The sequence below is a fragment of the Streptomyces sp. DSM 42067 genome (assembly GCF_055792885.1).
Genome location: NZ_CM147706.1, coordinates 3,330,274 through 3,348,523, shown reverse-complemented (window position 1 = coordinate 3,348,523; position 18,250 = coordinate 3,330,274). Strand labels below are relative to the sequence as shown.

The following is an 18,250-nucleotide window of genomic DNA, read 5'->3' as shown; positions in this document are numbered from 1 at the left end:
CGCCTCGCGTCATCCCCGTCCGCTGCCGAGTGCCCGGCGGCCCCCGCCCGGGGGCAGTGCCGGGAGGCTCGACCGCTTCGGAGCCGGGCGCTGCTCCTCCTCGATCCGCAGCGCGAGTGCGGGACAGCGGCGCACGGCCCGCATGGCGCGTGCCGCCGAGTACTGCGGCACCGACGCCTCCGCCACGGACGGGAAGCCGTCAGGACCCAGTTGGATGAGTTCGGGAACGATGTCCGCGCACAGGCCGTGGCCCTGGCACAGCGTCCAGTCGACCGCGAGCCGCTGCCCGGTCGGCGCGTCACCGGCTGAGCCTCCGGCACCTCCGCCCGTGGCTCCCTCCTCCTGGAGCGGCAGGACACCCGCGACCGGTCTGCCGCAACCGCCGCCCAGGACGTGTGCCGCGAGATCGTCCGTGAACGCCGAGATGGTGGAGTCGAGGAAGGCTGCCGAGCCGTCGGGGTGCTTGCATGCACCGCGCCCCTTCACGGCCTTGGTGACCTGGCGAAGGGCCTCCAGGGCCGCCGGGCCGCCGCCGTTCAGGATGTCCGCGAGCCCCCGGGCCGCCGCGGGCAGGCCGAGGTAGCACGGGCCGCACTGTCCGGCGCTCTCCGCGGCGAGCCAGTTCGCCACCCGCAGCGACTCGCCGAGCGGGCAGGTTTCGGGGCCGATCGGCAGGATGGCGCCCGCGCCCAGCGCACCCCCGAGAGCGTCCAGCGACGCACGCGAGACGACCGCGTCGTGCACAGCGGCCCCGTCCAGCCATTTGCCGTGGTAGCCGCCGGTGAGCACGCCCTGGGGCAGCGGAGGCGCGCCGGCCAGCTGCAGCACGTACCGCAGAGGAACGCCTGTGGGGACCTCCACGACCATGGGGCGCGCGACCGCGCCGGAGATGGTCAGCATCACCGTGCCCGGCTCGTCGTGGAGGCCGGTGTTGCGGTAGCGGTCGGCGCCGATCCGCGCGGCGATCGCCAGATGCGCGAACGTCTCGGCGTTGGACAGCAGCGTGGGCGCGCCGCCGACTCCGCTGTCGGAAGCGCGCACCTTGCGCCCGGGAGGCAGCGGCGGGCCGCCGTCCGCCGAGCGGATGAGCGCCGAGGACTCGCCTGTCACCATGCGCACCGGATTGCGCTGCACGCGCGCGCGGAGGGGTGCCCCGCGCCGGTTGGTGAGGCCGCGTTCCGTGAGAGCGGCCTGCATCGACGCCTCGGTGGAGTTGCGGGTCACGCCGACGACGAGCGTGCGGGCTCCCAAGGCCTCGGCGACCAGCAGGGCGCCGTCCAGGATCAGGTGCGGGGCGCGGTTGATCAGCACCGTGTCCTTGCGGCAGGCGGGCTCGTCCTCGCTGCCGTTCACGACCACCACGGGACGTACGCCGCGGCGGATCGCCGACTCCGCGACCGCCCGCAGCTTCCTGGCGAAGGGGAAGCCCGCTCCGCCGCGGCCCTTCAGGGAGATCTGCTCCGCGAGCGAGGCGAGCTGTTCGCCGCCCATCGGCTCAAGCGGGCCGTGCACCTTCAAGTGCATGGCGAGGTCCAGGCGTTCGACGAGGTCGAAGCCGGAGGTGAGCTGGGGGAGCCCGACGACACGGACCTCGGGGACGTCGGGCAGAGCGGCGTTCACGTCGTGCCTCCGGTGGGGGCGTTCCAGGGCTCGCCTGAGCTCGGCGCCTGGAAGGTGCCGGGGAGGGGCTCGGTGGCGGGGCCGCTGTCGTACGCGGGATCGGCGGCGCCCGCGTACGGGGTGCCGTTGTAGGGGGTGTCGTACGCGGGGTCGTAGGCCCCGCTGGAGGGTCTCTCGTACGCGTCGTGGCTCCTTCCGTACGAGAGGTTCGTGCCGTACTGGGTGTCGGACGGGCTGTGGGTGCCGGACGGGCCGTAGGCGTCCGATGAGCCGTAGGTCGACGGGGGAGCCTCGCCGGGTGGGGGCGGGGACGGAGTGGGCCAGCGGCCCGGCGTCGGCGTCGGTCCGGTGTAGTCGATGCGCGGAAGGGCCTCGGTCGGCCGGCGGTCCAGGGGCAGGTCCATGCGCTCGGTCGCGTCGCGCTCCAGGCCGTCCCGCGCGCGCGGGATCGACGACACCGCCCGGTAGGCGGCCGAGATCCCGGCGCCGGCACCGGGGGAGCGCGGGGTCGGCGACGGGCGCGGCGGGGCTTCGTAGAGCGGTGGGGAGGGGGGTGTCATGCCGCGCGGATCCGAGCGGGAGGGAAAGGCGGGCTCGGGGCGAGGCAGTGTGGTCGTGCCACCGAGTGTGGAGTCGCCGAAAGGCGCCCCGCCCAGGCCTGAGCCTCGCGGCGTCGGACCACCCGTCGTCATGTCGCTCAGCGAGCTGCCGGGCAGAACCGTGCCGGGCAGCGGGGAGTCCGCGGTGTCCCGGCGTATCCGCGCCTCGCCGGCCCCCCTGTCGTCCGGCTGGAGCACCGCGAGGATCCGGGCGGCGACCTGCCGCTTGACCGGGAGGGGCGCGGCGCGCAGCGCGATGGCGCCCATGACCGCGGCCAGGGCCAGGCAGTACATCACCGTGACCCAGGGGGCGGCGGGACGGCCCGCGTACAGCCCGTGCACCAGCGCCGAGCACCAGGCCGGATAGGCCAGCATGTGGACCGCACGCCAGCGGGCGGCCACCTGGACGGGGGATGCGAAGGCGCTCCGCAGAGCTCCTGTCAGCCCTGTCGTCACCATGAGCAGGGCGGCGAGGGAACCGAAACCGATGAGGCCCTGCGTACCGGTGAAGCCGAGTCCGAACGGGATCAGGGCTGCCAGCAGCGTGGTGTGGTCCAGCGCCAGCTTGACGGTGATGTGCAGGAGCAGAAAGCCCAGCGCGGCGACCGCGGTCGCGCGGTGCACGGCCTGGGCGAGCAGACGCTGACGGGAGTTGAGGAACAGCCGGTCCGTGGCGACCAGGCCCCAGATCACGGAGCTGGTCAGGGCGACGAGAGACAGTACGCCCGCGCCGAAGTTGAGGAAGTCGCGGAAGCCATCACCTCCGATGAACACGAGTACGGGTATGAGCAGCAGCGTCATCGCCGCCACCCCGCCCCGGGCCGTGGGGCTCGGAAGCGGAAGAGAACGGATCTTGCGACGAGGGTTCATGGGCGGCGACTCCGAATGGTTCGGCAAAGCGTTCCCACAGCCGCATGCTAGGTGTCAGCAAACCGTTGGGTACGTGGTTTGAGTTATTGCGTTGTTATAAAAGGGCGACCCGGGATTTCTGCTGTGCTGCCCCGATACCAGTACGCGGACCGGCCCCCGAGCCCTCAACGATGTGAGCCACGCCACGCGCGCGTGGCCGACGGTTCCGCCCCCCGGCGGAAGCTCGTCGCGGGGCGCACGAGGGCTGCGGTACCCTGACGCCATGCGTGCCGTACGCCTTCTGCTTAGCGGGCCGCGCTGATCAGTGCCGACGGATGAAAAGACCCGTCGGAATCGGCGCGGCGTCCCCTCCTGTGCGAGGGGCTTTTTCATTTCCGAACCGGTTGCGAACGGCTTCCGGACCGCTGGCAGAGACGATCGATGGAGCTTTGAGGATCATGAGCGAGACGAATTCCTCCCCCGCTGCCGAAAGCGCGGGAGGGGCCACCGCCGAGGTGGCCGCGCCGCACCGCTACACGGCCGCCATGGCAGCCGAGATCGAGGCACGCTGGCAGGACTTCTGGGAGGCCGACGGGACGTACGAGGCCCCCAACCCCACAGGTGACCTGGCGGGCGACCCCGCCCTGGCGGCCAGGCCCAAGAAGTTCGTCATGGACATGTTCCCGTACCCTTCCGGTGCGGGCCTGCACGTCGGCCACCCCCTGGGGTACATCGCCACGGACGTCTTCGCCCGCTTCCAGCGCATGACGGGCCACAACGTCCTGCACACCCTGGGCTTCGACGCCTTCGGCCTGCCCGCCGAGCAGTACGCCGTGCAGACGGGCACGCACCCGCGCGTGTCCACCGAGGCCAACATCGAGAACATGACGGCGCAGCTGCGCCGCCTGGGCCTGGGCCACGACAAGCGCCGGTCGTTCGCCACGATCGACCCGGACTACTACAAGTGGACCCAGTGGATCTTCCTGCAGATCTTCAACTCCTGGTACGACGAGGAGGCGAAGAAGGCCCGCCCCATCGAGCAGCTGGTCGCCCAGTTCGAGAGCGGTGAGCGTGCCGTTCCGGGCACCACGCGCGCGTGGAACGAGCTGACCGCCGCCGAGCGCGCCGACGTCCTGAGCGAGTTCCGCCTGGCGTACGCCTCCGACGCGCCCGTCAACTGGTGCCCGGGTCTGGGCACCGTGCTGGCCAACGAGGAAGTCACCGCGGACGGGCGCTCCGAGCGCGGCAACTACCCCGTCTTCAAGGCCAAGCTGCGCCAGTGGAACATGCGCATCACGGCCTACGCCGACCGGCTGCTTGACGACCTGGAAGCGCTGGACTGGCCCGAGGCCATCAAGCTGCAGCAGCGCAACTGGATCGGGCGGTCCGAGGGCGCCCGCGTCGACTTCCCGATCGACGGCGAGCGCATCACGGTCTTCACCACGCGCCCGGACACCCTGTTCGGCGCGACCTACATGGTGCTGGCCCCCGAGCACCCGCTGGTCGAGAAGTTCACCCCGGGCGCCTGGCCCGAGGGCACCCACGAGGTGTGGACCGGCGGCCACGCGACCCCTGCCGAGGCCGTCGCCGCGTACCGCGCGCAGGCCGCCTCCAAGTCGGATGTCGAGCGGCAGGCCGAGGCGAAGGACAAGACCGGCGTCTTCATCGGCGCGTACGCGACCAACCCGGTCAACGGCGAGCAGGTCCCGGTCTTCATCGCCGACTACGTCCTGATGGGCTACGGCACCGGCGCGATCATGGCCGTCCCGGCCGGCGACCAGCGCGACTTCGAGTTCGCGCGCGCCTTCGAGCTGCCGATCCACTGCATCGTCGAGCCGACCGACGGCCGCGGCACCGACACGTCGACGTGGGAGGACGCCTTCGCGTCGTACGACGCGAAGATCATCAACTCCTCCAACGACGACATCTCGCTGGACGGCCTGGGCGTCGTCGACGCCAAGGCGCGCATCACCGAGTGGCTGGGGCGCAAGGGCATCGGCCAGGGCACGGTCAACTTCCGGCTGCGCGACTGGCTGTTCAGCCGCCAGCGCTACTGGGGCGAGCCCTTCCCGATCGTCTACGACGAGGACGGCATCGCGCACGCCCTGCCCGAGTCGATGCTGCCGCTGGAGCTGCCGGAGGTCGACGACTACTCGCCGCGCACCTTCGACCCGGACGACGCCGACACCCAGCCGGAGACCCCGCTGTCCCGCAACGAGGACTGGGTCAACGTCACGCTGGACCTGGGCGACGGCCCGAAGAAGTACCGCCGCGAGACCAACACGATGCCCAACTGGGCCGGTTCGTGCTGGTACGAGCTGCGCTACCTGGACCCGCACAACAGCGAGAAGCTGGTCGACCCGGCCATCGAGCAGTACTGGATGGGTCCGCGCGAGGGCCGGCCGCACGGCGGCGTCGACCTGTACGTGGGCGGCGCCGAGCACGCCGTGCTGCATCTGCTGTACGCGCGCTTCTGGTCCAAGGTGCTGTACGACCTGGGGCACGTCTCGTCGGCGGAGCCGTTCCATAAGCTGTTCAACCAGGGCATGATCCAGGCCTACGTCTACCGCGACAGCCGCGGCATCGCGGTGCCGGCCGCCGAGGTGGAGGAGCGCGACGGCGCGTACTACTACCAGGGCGAGAAGGTCTCCCGGCTGCTGGGCAAGATGGGCAAGTCCCTGAAGAACGCGGTCACTCCGGACGAGATCTGCGCCGAGTACGGCGCGGACACGCTGCGTCTGTACGAGATGGCGATGGGTCCGCTGGACGTGTCGCGGCCGTGGGACACGCGCGCGGTGGTGGGCCAGTACCGGCTGCTGCAGCGGCTGTGGCGCAACGTCGTCGACGAGACGACGGGAGAGGTCACCGTCGTCGACGTCGCGGAGTCCGACATCGACGAGGACACGCTGCGCGCCCTGCACAAGGCGATCGACGGTGTGCGCCAGGACCTGGAGGGCATGCGCTTCAACACCGCCATCGCCAAGGTCACCGAGCTGAACAACCACTTGACCAAGGCGGGAGGTCCGGTGCCGCGCTCGGTCGCCGAGCGTCTGGTGCTGCTGGTCGCGCCGCTGGCCCCGCACATCGCCGAGGAGCTGTGGCGCAGGCTGGGCCACACCGACTCGGTCGTCCACCGCGACTTCCCGGTCGCCGACCCGGCGTACGTCGTGGACGAGACCGTGACCTGCGTCGTGCAGATCAAGGGCAAGGTCAAGGCCCGCCTGGAGGTCTCCCCGTCGATCTCCGACGAGGAGCTGGAGAAGGTGGCGCTGGGTGACGAGAAGGTCGCGGCGGCGCTGGGCGACGCGGGCATCCGCAAGGTGATCGTGCGGGCGCCGAAGCTGGTGAACATCGTTCCGGCGTAGACCTGCGTAGACCTGCGCAAACCTGCGCAAACACGGGCCGCTGGCCGCGGATCGGCGTGGGGCGATATCGACCCCGCGTGAAGGTCGACATCGACCCCGCGTGAAGCGGGTCGGGGTAGTCCCCTACGGGCAGGTTGGGGGTTCCACAGGAACCCCCGGCCTGCCTCCTCCGTTTACCTTGGGAGAACGGGAAAAGGCCCTGGGAGGAGCGTCATGGAAGCCGTGATCGCAGTCGTGGCGCTGATCTTCGTGCTGTTCCTGGCCGTGGCGGGGTACGCAACGGTGAAGGTGGTCGGTGCCGCGAAGCGCGGAGTGGACCGCACCATCACCCAGGCCCGGCGCACGGTGGAGGACACGACGCTGCGCGCGAGGACGCTCGCACAGCCGGGCGCGGTGGGTGAGCTGGCCCAGCTCCGGCTGCACCTGCGCACCTCGATGCGGGCCACCCAGGACGCGCTGCACGCGGCCGTGGCCGAGGACGCCTCGCTGAAGGAATCCCTGGGCCTCTTCGAGCGCCTGAGCGTCCATGGCCACGAGCTGGACGGCGAGCTCAGGCGGCTGGAGAGCGAGCCGGACAGGGCGCGACTCGCCGAGCAGCTGCCCGCGCTGCGGGAGCGCACGGAGCAGATCACGAAGTCGGCGGACGCGCTGCGCTGGGCGGCGCGTGACCGCGCGCGCCGCTTCGCGGACGACGACCTGGAGTCGTTGAGCGCACAGATCGACGTGGAGGCGGGCGCCCTGCGGCACTGGACGACGGAGCCGGAGCAGCCGCGGCATGCGGGCTCGTCGCCGGGTTCGGCGTCGCGTACCGCCGCATCGTGGCCGGAGGCCCCAGGGCCCGAGGAGGCTGCCTCCGAACAGACCTGGCGGGACGCCACGGCACAGGCAGACCAGGAGCCGACCCGGCCCGCGATCACACGGCCGGGCCCGAGGGTCACCTACTCGTGGCAGAAGAAGGCCCGCCCGGAGAACACGACTTGAGAGACCAGCCCCGACGCGATTGCCGTCGTGGCGATCGGGCAGAAGGCAGGAGTCCGGAGGGCGATTCGGCAGCGTGCCGGTGGGTGATCCGGTGGAAGGCCGGTGGGGCCGGGCTGCCGCCCGGGCGCCCCGACAGGTAATCTCCAGCTCATGTCCCGCCATGTCGCCATCGTCACGGATTCCACGGCCTACCTGCCGAAGCCGACGATGGAGCGCCACGGCATCACGTCGGTACCCGTGACGGTGGTCCTGGGCGACCAGGCGCTCGACGAGGGCACCGAGATCTCGGCACGTTCCCTGGCCCAGGCGCTGCAGGAGCGGCGGCCCGTGACCACCTCCCGGCCCAGTCCGGAGGCCTTCGCCGAGACGTATCGCAAGGTCGCCGAGGCCGGCGCCACGGGGATCGTCTCGCTGCATCTGTCGTCTGAGTTGTCGGGAACGTACGACGCCGCCGTGCTCGCGGCGGCACGGGCGGCTGTGCCCGTCCGTGTCGTGGACACCGGCATGGTGGCCATGGCGCTCGGCTTCTGCGCCCTGTCGGCGGCCGAGGCCGCGGAGGCCGGAGGTACCGTCGACGAGGCGGTCGCGGCCGCCGAGAAACGGGCCAAGGGCACGTACGCGTACTTCTACGTCGACACCCTCGACTATCTGCGCCGCGGCGGCCGGATCGGCGCCGCACAGGCGCTCCTCGGATCGGCTCTCGCGGTGAAGCCGCTGCTGAAGCTCGACGGCGGCCGCATCGAACTCCTGGAGAAGGTGCGCACCGCGTCCAAGGCGATCGCCCGCCTCGAGGAGGTCGTGGCCGAGCGTGCCGGAACGGGCCACGTCGACATCGCCGTCCACCATCTCGCCGCGCCGGAACGGGCATCGGCACTCGCGGAGAGGCTGCGGCAGCGGGTGTCCGGGGTGGCCGACCTCCATGTGAGCGAGGTGGGCGCGGTGATTGGGGCCCATACGGGGCCCGGGTTGCTGGGGGTTGTTGTCTCGCCTCGGTGAGGATGAGGCTGTGGGGCCTGGGGCCTGGGGCCTGGTCGGCGTGGGGCGTGGGGCTTGGTCGGCGTGGGCGCACGGCCTTGTGGGTGACGGAGTTATCCACAACTGCTGGGTAATCCACTGGATTTGAGCAAGATCAGCGGGTTGCTTTTGCGCGGCATAGCTTCGCGTCCATGGGACTTCGATCACCTTCCAGTCGCAGGGCCGCTGTCGTCACGAGCGGGCCGGGGCGCGGGCCCGCCTCCGACGTCCGGGCGCGTCGACGTCTTAGCCGACGGCACGGTCACGGTTATGGCTACGGGCACGACCGCGGCTATGGCTACGGCTACGGCTATGGCTACGGCTACGGGCGGGGGCGCGTCGGCCGCCGACGTGCCTCGGCTGAGGCGTTGCGCTTGCGGGCGGAGGCACTGTTCGCGGACGCGGAACAGGCGGAACAGGCGGAACAGGCGGAACAGGCGGAAAAGGTAGGGCGGCGGAGGGAGTCGGAGCATGGTCCGCCGCCCGGGGCGGACGGCGATACGGGCACTCGGCCGACCGCCGTCCCGAGCCGTGAGGCGGGTCGTACGGGCACGGCGGAGGGCACCGTGGCGACCGAACCGCGTGCGGCGAAGCCCGCGGAGGCCGGGTCGGCTGCGGAGTCTGCGGCCACGGGGCCCGCGGAACGGGTGGAGCCGTCGTGGCGTGGGCGGGCGGCGCTTGCCGTACGGGAACGGCTTCCGCTGTGGCTGCAGTTGAGGTGCGGGCTCGAGCGGCGCAGCGTGACTGCACTCGCGGTGGTCCTCGTCGCCGCGGCGGTCTTCGCGATGCAGCACTTCTGGACGGGGCGGACCCAGCCGGTGCGTGCGCCTGACGTCGTGCGCGCGGAGGCTCCGGCAGCCGCCGGGGAGGAAGTGGCGCCGGACCCCTCCGCCGGAGCGGTGGCAGGGAGAGCGGCAGGTGCCCTCCCGGCCGGAGGCGGCGGACAGATCGTCGTCGACGTCAGTGGGAAGGTGCGCAAGCCCGGAATCCATCACCTTCCCGCCGGCTCCAGGGTGGCGGATGCGCTGCACGCGGCAGGCGGTGTCCGCCCCGGCACGGACATCGGCGGGCTCAACCGGGCGCGTCTTCTCATGGACGGCGAGCAGGTCGTCGTCGGCGGGCCGCCGGGCGCCGCCGGAGGAGGGCCTGCCGTGCCGGGTGCAGCAGGGGCCGGCTCCGGCGCGGCCGCCGCCGGGCCCGTCAGCCTCAACACGGCCACGGCGGAACAGTTGGACACACTTCCGGGCGTCGGTCCCGTGCTGGCACAGCACATCATCGACTACCGCACACAACATGGCGGTTTCCGCTCGGTCGACGAGCTCCGCGAGGTCAACGGCATCGGCGACCGACGCTTCGCCGATCTGCAGAATCTCGTACGGCCATGAGGCGGCGGGAAGTTCGCGCACCCGGCACGCGAGGACCCGCGCCCTCGCCGGGGTCGAGGGCGCGGGTCCCCTCGGCGGAGGTGGCGGAGCGTAGGAGAGGCGACTCCCCGGCCTCCCCAGGGGTGCGGCCCCCCATGACCGACACCCGGCCGGGCACGGCAGCCCCGCCGCCGCGGGCGGCTGTGCACGCCGCGTCCGGGAACCGGCTCGGTGCGGCACATCCGCGTCAGGAAGGGCCTCCGGATCTCCGCCTGGTGCCGCCCGCGCTCGCAGCCTGGGCTGCGGCAGCCCTCGCGCTGGGTGCACCGCCGAGCTGGGCGGCATTCGCGGTGGCGCTCTGCGTGGCAGCGGCCGGGATGTTGGTGCTGCCAGGGGCGATGGGTAGAGCGAGGAGGCAGGCGCGCCTCGCTGGATCAGGGCACGCGTGGGGACGCCTGTCCGTGGCCGCTGTCCTCCTCTGCGCGGCCGCATCAACCGCCTCGGCGGTTCTGCACGGGGCGGACGTACGCCGCGGTCCCGTCCCTGCGCTGGCGGCGCGATACGCCGAGGTGACGGCGGAGCTGGAGGTGAGCTCGGATCCACGCCTCACGCGACCGCGCGTCACGGGGGATCATGTGGCACCGACCAGTGTGGTCATCGGCGCCCGGGTGCTCCGTGTCACGACGGCGGACGGAACGGAGACCTCGACCCGCACACCGGTCCTCCTGATCGCCGATGCGATCCCGCCCACCTCACGGAAAACCGACGGGTCACCGTCCACGGGCCGGCCCCCGGCACCGGGCCCTGGAGGGGGCTCCCCCTGGCAGGCGCTGCTTCCCTCGACACGGCTGCGTGTGCAGGCGCGGCTCGCACCGCCGCTGGACGACAGCGGACAGATCGCTGCGGTCCTGCGGGTGAGCAGAGGTGCAGTCCCCCGCGTGGTGGGCGCACCGTCCGGGCTGCAACGCTTCGCGGGAGAGCTGCGCGCCGGGCTGCGCGAGGCCACGGACGGGCTGCCGCCGGACGCGCGGGCGCTGCTGCCCGGGCTCGTGGTGGGCGACACCTCTCGCGTACCGGCAGACCTGCATGACGCGTTCAGGGCGACTGATCTCACGCATCTGCTCGCCGTCAGCGGGGCCAATTTCACGATCCTGCTGGCCCTGCTCATCGGACCGCCCGGGAGGGCCCACAGGGCGGAGCGGGGAGGTCTCGCCCCGCGCCTCGGGATCCCGCTGCGGGCGACCGCGCTCCTCGGCGGGGCCCTGGCCCTCGGTTTCGTCATCTTGTGCAGACCCGACCCGAGCGTGCTGCGGGCAGCTGCCTGCGGAGGCATCGCACTGCTGGCGATCGGCACGGGACGCCGCCGTTCCCTGATCCCCGCGCTGGCCGCGGCGGTGCTGCTGCTCGTGCTGTACGCCCCCTGGCTGTCGCGCAGTTACGGCTTCCTGCTCTCCGTGCTGGCCACCGGCGCCCTGCTCGCCATCGCGCCCCGGTGGAGCGTGGCACTCAGGAGCCGCGGTGTGCCGCCGCGGCTGGCCGAGGCATTGGCCGCGGCGGCCGCCGCCCAAGCCGTCTGCGCGCCGGTCGTGGCGGTGCTGGCTGCGCGGGTGAGTCTGGTGGCGGTGCCCTGCAATCTGCTGGCGGAGTTCGCGGTGGCACCGGCCACGGTGCTGGGTTTCGCCGCGCTGGCGACGGCACCTGTGGCGATGCCTCTCGCCAAGGCGCTGGCCTGGTGCGCGAGTTGGCCCACGGGGTGGATCGCGACGATCGCCCGTACCGGGGCGGCACTGCCCGGCAACGGGGTGGACTGGCCGGGCGGCTGGAGCGGCGGGTTTCTGCTCGCCCTCGCCACGGGCGTGGTTGTGCTGGTGGGCCGGCGTATGGTGCGGCACCCCTGGTGGAGCGCGGCCTGCGCCCTGCTGCTCCTGATCGTGGTGATGCAACCGCCGTCACTGACCAGGGTGATCACCGGATGGCCGCCGCCCGGCTGGCGCCTGGTGATGTGCGACGTGGGCCAGGGGGACGCCGCCGTGCTCTCGACAGGCGGCGGCAGCGCAGTGGTCGTCGATGCGGGGCCCGACCCGGTGCTGGCCGACCGCTGTCTGCGCTCGCTCGGTATCACTCGTATCCCGCTGGTACTGCTGACCCACTTCCATGCCGACCATGTGGCGGGACTGCCCGGGGTGTTGCGTGGGCGGCCGGTCGGGGCGATCGAGACGACCGGATTTCAGGAGCCGCTCGACCAGGCCGAGTTCGTCCGCAGACAAGCGGCCGCACGGCGCATCCCGGTGACCCGGGCCGTTGCGGGGGAGCTGCGGCGCGCAGGGCCAATCGAATGGCAGGTGCTGTGGCCACCACCGCGCCCGGCGCCCGTGCCGGAGGGGCCGAACGACGCCAGCGTCACGCTGCTCGTACGCACCGCCGGGCTGACCATGCTGTTCCTCGGAGATCTCGAACCGCCCGCGCAGCGGGAGCTGCTGCGGACCCCAGCGGGGGCGCGACTGGCACGCGTTGATGTGCTGAAGGTGGCCCATCACGGTTCGGCCTACCAGGATCCCGGGCTGCTGCGCCGCGCCGCTCCCCGTCTGGCTCTGATCTCATGCGGCGAGGACAACCCGTATGGGCACCCCTCACCCAGCACCGTCGCGGCGCTGCAGAGCGGGGGCGCCACGGTGCTCCGTACGGACAGAGACGGGGCCTTGGCCGTCATGGGCGCGGCGGAAGAGGGACTGCTGTGGGCGGCCGCTGACGCAGGGCCGACGACAGGCCGTGAGGCCGCCCGCGCGCCGCCGGGACGAGGGCTTGGCAGCGAGGACTGAGGCTCATCGTTGCCGTGGTTGAGGTGTCGTCGTGGGTGTTACCCGCAGAAACTTCATTTCACCTGACGAACGCCATCTCCACTGACGAATTCGGATTACTCGTGCCAGCTCGCATTACTTCCGCAGCATTCCCGCAATGTGAGCGTGAGTTGCCTCGAATGCCACATCGGTGGTCGAATGCATCATCGAAAATAGTGAGTCACGTCGCACAGGGGGATATTGCGCATGTTCGGCCGTCGGCGGGGAAATCACACAAGTCGGGCTCTGCGCTCGGGTCCATTCTCTGCGGTGCCGGTGCCGTCCTCGGCCGGCCTGGTCAGTTGCCGGGTGCTCGACCCGGTGAACGAGCCGGTGCGGAACGCCGAGTTCGCCCTCAACGACGAGATGGGGCGCACGGTGGTCAGCGGCAGCACTGACCCCTTCGGCTCCTTCGTCGCGACCGTACCGGCCGGCGACTACCGCCTGGCGGTCTTGGCGGAGGGCTTCACGCCGTACCACACGAACGCCTCGGTGGGTGAGAGCGCGCACGCGTCTCTCGGCGATATCACGCTGCACGTCGCCCAGCTTCCGGGGCTGCCGCAGCCCGGGGACTGGGAGATCGAGCCGACGCACTCCTCGATCGGCTTCACCGCGCGGCACATCGGGCTGGCTCGTATCCACGGCCGGTTCAACAGGTTCGCGGGCGTCATACGCATCGCCGAGCGCGTCGAGCACTCGGCCATGCATGTGGTCATCGACGCCTCCTCCATCGACACCAATGTCAAGATGCGCGACGACCACCTGCGGTCCGCGGACTTCCTCGATGTGGACCGGTTCCCGGTGCTCGAGTTCTACAGCGACCGGTTCGTGCACAAGGGCGGCAGCCGGTGGGCGATCACCGGTGCGCTCACGCTGCACGGTGTGACCCGCACGGTCACGCTCGACACCGAGTATCTCGGTGTCGGCACCGGTATGGAGGGCGAGACGCGCGCCGCCTGCCGCGCCACCACCGAGCTGCACCGCGACGACTTCACGATCAGCTGGCAGACGATGCTCGCGCGCGGCATCGCGGTGGTCGGACCCAGCATCAAGATCGACTTGGACGTGCAGGTCGTTCCCAAGGCCTGAGGCAGGGGCCCGACGGATCGGACCCTCGGCGGTACCGGAAAATGTGCGCGTGAGCGATGTGAGACATGTGCTGGTGCTGCCCGACCGGGATGCCGCGGAGGAGGCCGCCGAGGCGCTCGGCGAACGGTTCGGCGTGGACGAGGAGCCGCAGCTCGTCAGGGACTCTCTCGCCGGCGAGGACGACGCCGAGGACGCGCAGTGGCTCTTGGTCGTCGAGGACCCGGAAGACCGGCTCGCGCCCGCGGCACTGGACGAGTTCGCGGCCGAGTGGGACGGCTGGCGCGAGGAGCCGTGACGTGGCGTCCGGGAGGCCGCAGCCGGGCTGCGGCCTCCCGCGAATGCGGTCTTTCGTCCCGTGGCCTCCCGGACTGCCGGCGCGGTTCTGGGCGGCACATGACCGGAGCCCGTTGTCAGTGGGGCGTGGGATGCTTGGGCGCGATGGCAAGGAAGACTGAAACCGCCGGTCAGGCAGATCCGCTCGCGCCCGTCACGCTTGCCGTGGGGCAGGAGGATCTGCTGCTCGACCGTGCCGTGCAGCAGGTCGTGGCGGCGGCCCGTGCCGCCGACGCCGACACGGACGTGCGTGACCTCACCCCGGATCAGGTCGGGCCCGGCACGCTCGCCGAGCTGACGAGCCCCTCGCTCTTCGCCGAGCGCAAGGTCGTGGTCGTGCGCAATGCGCAGGACCTGTCGGCCGACACGGTCAAGGACGTGAAGGCGTATCTCGCTGCCCCGGCCGAGGAGATCACGCTGGTGCTGCTGCACGCGGGCGGCGCCAAGGGGAAAGGACTGCTGGACGCCGCGCGCAAGGCGGGCGCGCGGGAGGTCGCCTGCCCCAAGATGACCAAGCCCGCTGACCGGCTGTCGTTCGTGCGGAGCGAGTTCCGGACAGTGGGGCGCTCGGCGACGCCCGAGGCCTGCCAGGCGCTGGTCGACGCGATAGGCAGTGATCTGCGGGAGCTTGCCTCCGCCGTGTCGCAGCTGGTCGCGGATGTCGAGGGCGCGATCGACGAAGCCGTGGTCGGGCGTTACTACACGGGCCGGGCCGAGGCCTCCAGCTTCACGGTGGCCGACCGTGCGGTGGAGGGGCGGGCGGCCGAGGCGCTCGAGGCGCTGCGCTGGTCGCTGGCCACCGGGGTCGCGCCCGTCATGATCACGAGTGCGCTTGCGCAGGGAGTGCGGGCCATCGGAAAGCTGTCGTCCGCGCGCGGCGGCCGCCCCGCGGATCTCGCGCGAGAGCTGGGCATGCCGCCGTGGAAGATCGATCGGGTGCGGCAGCAGATGCGGGGGTGGACGCCGGACGGGGTTGCGGCTGCCCTTCGGGCGGTTGCGGAGGCGGACGCCGGCGTCAAGGGTGGGGGTGACGATCCCGAGTACGCCCTGGAGAAGGCGGTCGTCACGATCGCTCGGGCCGCGAGGGCCCGGCGGGGCTAAGACCGACCGGCAATTGGAGGGCGGCGGCGCGGCCCTGGGAGGGGTGGCTGCCTCGGACTACGCCCGTCGGTTCCCACCCTTCGGTGTGGGTCCCGCCCCCATTCGGCAAGGTGGCGGGTGGGCGCAACCCACGTCGGCTGGTGTGTGCCGTGGCCGTACGCCGAAGGCCCCGTCCACCGCCCGGGGAAGGGGCGGAGGCCGGGGCCTTCGGGTCAAGCAACTGTGGCGCCGCACCCGCGTGGCGAACGCAGGCCGCGTGCGGTGCCGGGTGCCGGTCGGGAGCGGATGAGAGAGGGCCCGCTCTGGGTCCTTCCGGCGGTCAAGTCAGGGGATGGGCCACGACGGCCCAGCCGACTCAGCCCTTGAGGGAAGCGACCTTGGAAGCCAGCGCCGACTTCTTGTTGGCGGCCTGGTTCTTGTGGATGACGCCCTTCGAGACAGCCTTGTCGAGCTTGCGCGAAGCCTCGCGCGTGTACTCGGTGGCCTTCTCGACGTCACCCGCGGCAGCGGCCTCGCGGGCCTTGCGGATCGCGGTCTTCAGGGAGGACTTGACGGCCTTGTTGCGCAGCCGGGCCTTCTCGTTGGTCTTGATCCGCTTGATCTGGGACTTGATGTTCGCCACGAATGAGCCTTTTCAGGTTCAGGCACGGGGCCGTGCAGGTCCCGTACCGGTGATTTCTCTTCCTAGTCTTGCTTCGTGCCTCGCGCAGAGAAGGGCATGAGACACAGCTGCCCAGGCTACCAGCGGCTCCCCTGGCGGCCCAAACCAGTCGCACAGCTCCGCCCGTGGGACCATGGAACCTGCGTATTGATCCGACTTGATCCGACCCGAGGCGACAGGCGCCTCAAGAGACAGGACCCTGCGTGCCCGCGATCACTGACCATGTGCCCGAGCCGAGCCGTACAGACCCGGCTCTGATCCGCAATTTCTGCATCATCGCGCACATCGACCACGGCAAGTCCACTCTCGCCGACCGGATGCTCCAGCTGACCGGTGTGGTCGAGCAGCGGCAGATGCGCGCTCAGTACCTCGACCGTATGGATATCGAGCGCGAGCGCGGCATCACGATCAAGTCCCAGGCGGTACGGCTGCCCTGGGCGCCCACCACGGGCGACGGCCAGGGCCGGACCCACATCCTCAACATGATCGACACCCCCGGGCACGTCGACTTCACGTATGAGGTGTCCCGGTCCCTCGCGGCCTGTGAGGGCACGGTCCTGCTGGTCGACGCGGCCCAGGGCATCGAGGCGCAGACCCTCGCCAACCTGTATCTGGCGATGGAGAACGACCTCACGATCATCCCGGTGCTCAACAAGATCGACCTGCCGGCCGCGCAGCCGGAGAAGTTCTCCGAGGAGCTCGCCAACCTGGTCGGCTGCGAGCCCGAGGACGTGCTGAAGGTCTCCGCCAAGACCGGCCTGGGCGTGGAGGCGCTGCTGGACAAGGTCGTCGCCGAGATCCCGGCCCCGGTCGGTGTCGCCGATGCCCCCGCCCGCGCGATGATCTTCGACTCGGTCTACGACTCCTACCGCGGCGTCGTGACGTACGTACGAGTCGTCGACGGCCAGCTCAGCAAGCGTGAGCGGATCCGGATGATGTCCACGGGCGCGACTCACGAGCTCCTCGAGATCGGGACGAACTCGCCCGAGATGCTGCCCGCCGACGGCCTCGGTGTCGGCGAGGTGGGCTATCTGATCACCGGTGTGAAGGACGTCCGCCAGTCCAAGGTGGGTGACACCATCACCCAGCAGTCCAAGGGGGCCACCGAAGCCCTCGGCGGCTACAAGGACCCCAAGCCGATGGTGTTCTCCGGCCTCTATCCGCTGGACGGCTCGGACTACCCCGAGCTGCGCGACGCCCTCGACAAGCTGCAGCTCAACGACGCCGCTCTCGTGTACGAGCCGGAGACGTCGGCCGCGCTCGGCTTCGGCTTCCGCGTCGGCTTCCTGGGCCTGCTCCACCTGGACGTGATCCGTGAGCGCCTGGAGCGCGAGTTCGGGCTCGACCTGATCGCCACCGCGCCCAACGTGGTCTACCGCGTGATCATGGAGGACGGCAGCGAGCACATCGTCACCAACCCGAGCGAGTTCCCCGAGGGCAAGATCGGAGAGGTGTACGAGCCGGTCGTACGCGCGACGATCCTCGCCCCGTCCGAGTTCATCGGCTCGATCATGGAGCTCTGCCAGAACCGGCGCGGCGTGATGCTCGGCATGGACTACCTCTCCGAGGACCGCGTCGAGATCCGCTACACCCTGCCGCTCGCCGAGATCGTCTTCGACTTCTTCGACCAGCTGAAGTCCAAGACCCGCGGCTACGCGTCCCTCGACTACGAGCCCACGGGCGAGCAGACCTCCAGCCTGGTCAAGGTCGACATCCTGCTGCACGGCGACAAGGTCGACGCGTTCTCCGCGATCACGCACAAGGACGCGGCCTACGCGTACGGCGTGCGGCTGGTCGCCAAACTCCGGGAGCTCATCCCGCGGCAGGCCTTCGAGGTGCCTGTCCAGGCCGCCATCGGCTCCCGGGTCATCGCCCGCGAGACCATCCGCGCCATCCGCAAGGACGTCCTCGCCAAGTGCTACGGCGGTGACATCTCCCGTAAGCGGAAGCTGCTGGAGAAGCAGAAGGAAGGCAAGAAGCGGATGAAGATGGTCGGCTCGGTGGAGGTCCCGCAGGAGGCCTTCATCGCGGTGCTGTCCAGCGACGACAGCGGCCAGTCCAAGAGCAAGAAGTAGGCCGGGCGCCGAGGGCGGGAAGCAGCTCCGGCCCATGGCAGGGGAATCAGTCCGGCCAATGGCAGGGGAATCAGGACGAGTGGGGGTACCTCCCAGGCCCTTAAGGCACTGGGGGGAGGGCCCGGCGCGCCACCACGGCGCGGCGGGCCCTTTCGTATATGTGCCGTATGTGCGCTGCGCTGTATGTGCCCTGTGCCGCATGTGCGCCGGTGCGCGGCTCCCGCCGCGCACCATGCCTGCGGGAAACGCCCCGTCTCTGTAGGAAGTGACAGGCCGCGGCCTCTTACGTGCAGGGCATCTCCCCTTTACCCTGATCACTGCTCGATGGTTACTCGTGAGTTAAACAACACCAGCCGCACTAG

12 protein-coding genes are annotated in these 18,250 nt (G+C 71.0%); 9 read left to right on the top strand and 3 right to left on the bottom strand.

Going from position 1 to position 18,250, the window contains the following annotated elements; all coding sequences use genetic code 11:
• Positions 1-9 precede the first annotated feature (9 nt).
• Both ACSMXV_RS15565 and ACSMXV_RS15560 read right to left on the bottom strand, forming a co-directional pair.
• On the bottom strand, positions 10-1,620 hold the full coding sequence (locus ACSMXV_RS15565; RefSeq protein ID WP_473178205.1) for an NADH-ubiquinone oxidoreductase-F iron-sulfur binding region domain-containing protein: 1,611 nt from the start codon (positions 1,618-1,620) through the stop codon (positions 10-12).
• Complete coding sequence (locus ACSMXV_RS15560; protein WP_473178204.1) at positions 1,617-3,089, bottom strand: ferric reductase-like transmembrane domain-containing protein; 1,473 nt, start codon at positions 3,087-3,089, stop codon at positions 1,617-1,619. The genes ACSMXV_RS15565 and ACSMXV_RS15560 overlap by 4 nt, the downstream gene beginning before the upstream one ends.
• A 437-nt stretch (positions 3,090-3,526) precedes the next feature.
• On the opposite strand from ACSMXV_RS15560, the gene leuS reads away from it, so the two are divergent.
• The 8 genes from leuS to holA all read left to right on the top strand — a co-directional run bounded on the left by leuS (position 3,527) and on the right by holA (position 15,152).
• On the top strand, positions 3,527-6,433 hold the full coding sequence (gene leuS / locus ACSMXV_RS15555; RefSeq protein ID WP_473178203.1) for a leucine--tRNA ligase: 2,907 nt from the start codon (positions 3,527-3,529) through the stop codon (positions 6,431-6,433).
• A 213-nt stretch (positions 6,434-6,646) separates the two neighbouring features.
• Positions 6,647-7,414 (top strand): hypothetical protein, encoded by a 768-nt coding sequence (locus ACSMXV_RS15550; protein ID WP_473178202.1) that lies wholly within the window; start codon positions 6,647-6,649, stop codon positions 7,412-7,414.
• A 150-nt stretch (positions 7,415-7,564) separates the two neighbouring features.
• The gene (locus tag ACSMXV_RS15545; RefSeq protein ID WP_473178201.1) at positions 7,565-8,410 is read left to right on the top strand and encodes a DegV family protein; all 846 of its coding nucleotides are present in this window, start codon (positions 7,565-7,567) and stop codon (positions 8,408-8,410) included.
• Positions 8,411-8,994: 584 nt separating this feature from the next.
• On the top strand, positions 8,995-9,813 hold the full coding sequence (locus ACSMXV_RS15540; protein WP_473178200.1) for a ComEA family DNA-binding protein: 819 nt from the start codon (positions 8,995-8,997) through the stop codon (positions 9,811-9,813).
• A 182-nt stretch (positions 9,814-9,995) separates the two neighbouring features.
• Positions 9,996-12,611 (top strand): ComEC/Rec2 family competence protein, encoded by a 2,616-nt coding sequence (locus ACSMXV_RS15535; protein WP_473178957.1) that lies wholly within the window; start codon positions 9,996-9,998, stop codon positions 12,609-12,611.
• 225 nt (positions 12,612-12,836) lie between these two features.
• Positions 12,837-13,718 (top strand): YceI family protein, encoded by an 882-nt coding sequence (locus ACSMXV_RS15530; RefSeq protein WP_473178199.1) that lies wholly within the window; start codon positions 12,837-12,839, stop codon positions 13,716-13,718.
• 49 nt (positions 13,719-13,767) lie between these two features.
• Positions 13,768-14,013: a hypothetical protein gene (locus tag ACSMXV_RS15525; protein ID WP_181660131.1), complete on the top strand. Its 246-nt coding sequence runs from the start codon at positions 13,768-13,770 to the stop codon at positions 14,011-14,013.
• A gap of 143 nt (positions 14,014-14,156) precedes the next feature.
• Positions 14,157-15,152: a DNA polymerase III subunit delta gene (gene holA / locus ACSMXV_RS15520; protein ID WP_473178198.1), complete on the top strand. Its 996-nt coding sequence runs from the start codon at positions 14,157-14,159 to the stop codon at positions 15,150-15,152.
• 355 nt (positions 15,153-15,507) lie between these two features.
• On the opposite strand, the gene rpsT is transcribed toward holA, so the two are convergent.
• Positions 15,508-15,774 (bottom strand): 30S ribosomal protein S20, encoded by a 267-nt coding sequence (gene rpsT / locus ACSMXV_RS15515; RefSeq protein ID WP_181660129.1) that lies wholly within the window; start codon positions 15,772-15,774, stop codon positions 15,508-15,510.
• Between the two features lie 242 nt (positions 15,775-16,016).
• Between rpsT and lepA the strand changes: the two genes are divergently transcribed.
• The gene (lepA, locus tag ACSMXV_RS15510) at positions 16,017-17,888 is read left to right on the top strand and encodes a translation elongation factor 4 (protein WP_473178197.1); all 1,872 of its coding nucleotides are present in this window, start codon (positions 16,017-16,019) and stop codon (positions 17,886-17,888) included.
• The last annotated feature ends 362 nt before the right edge of the window (positions 17,889-18,250 follow it).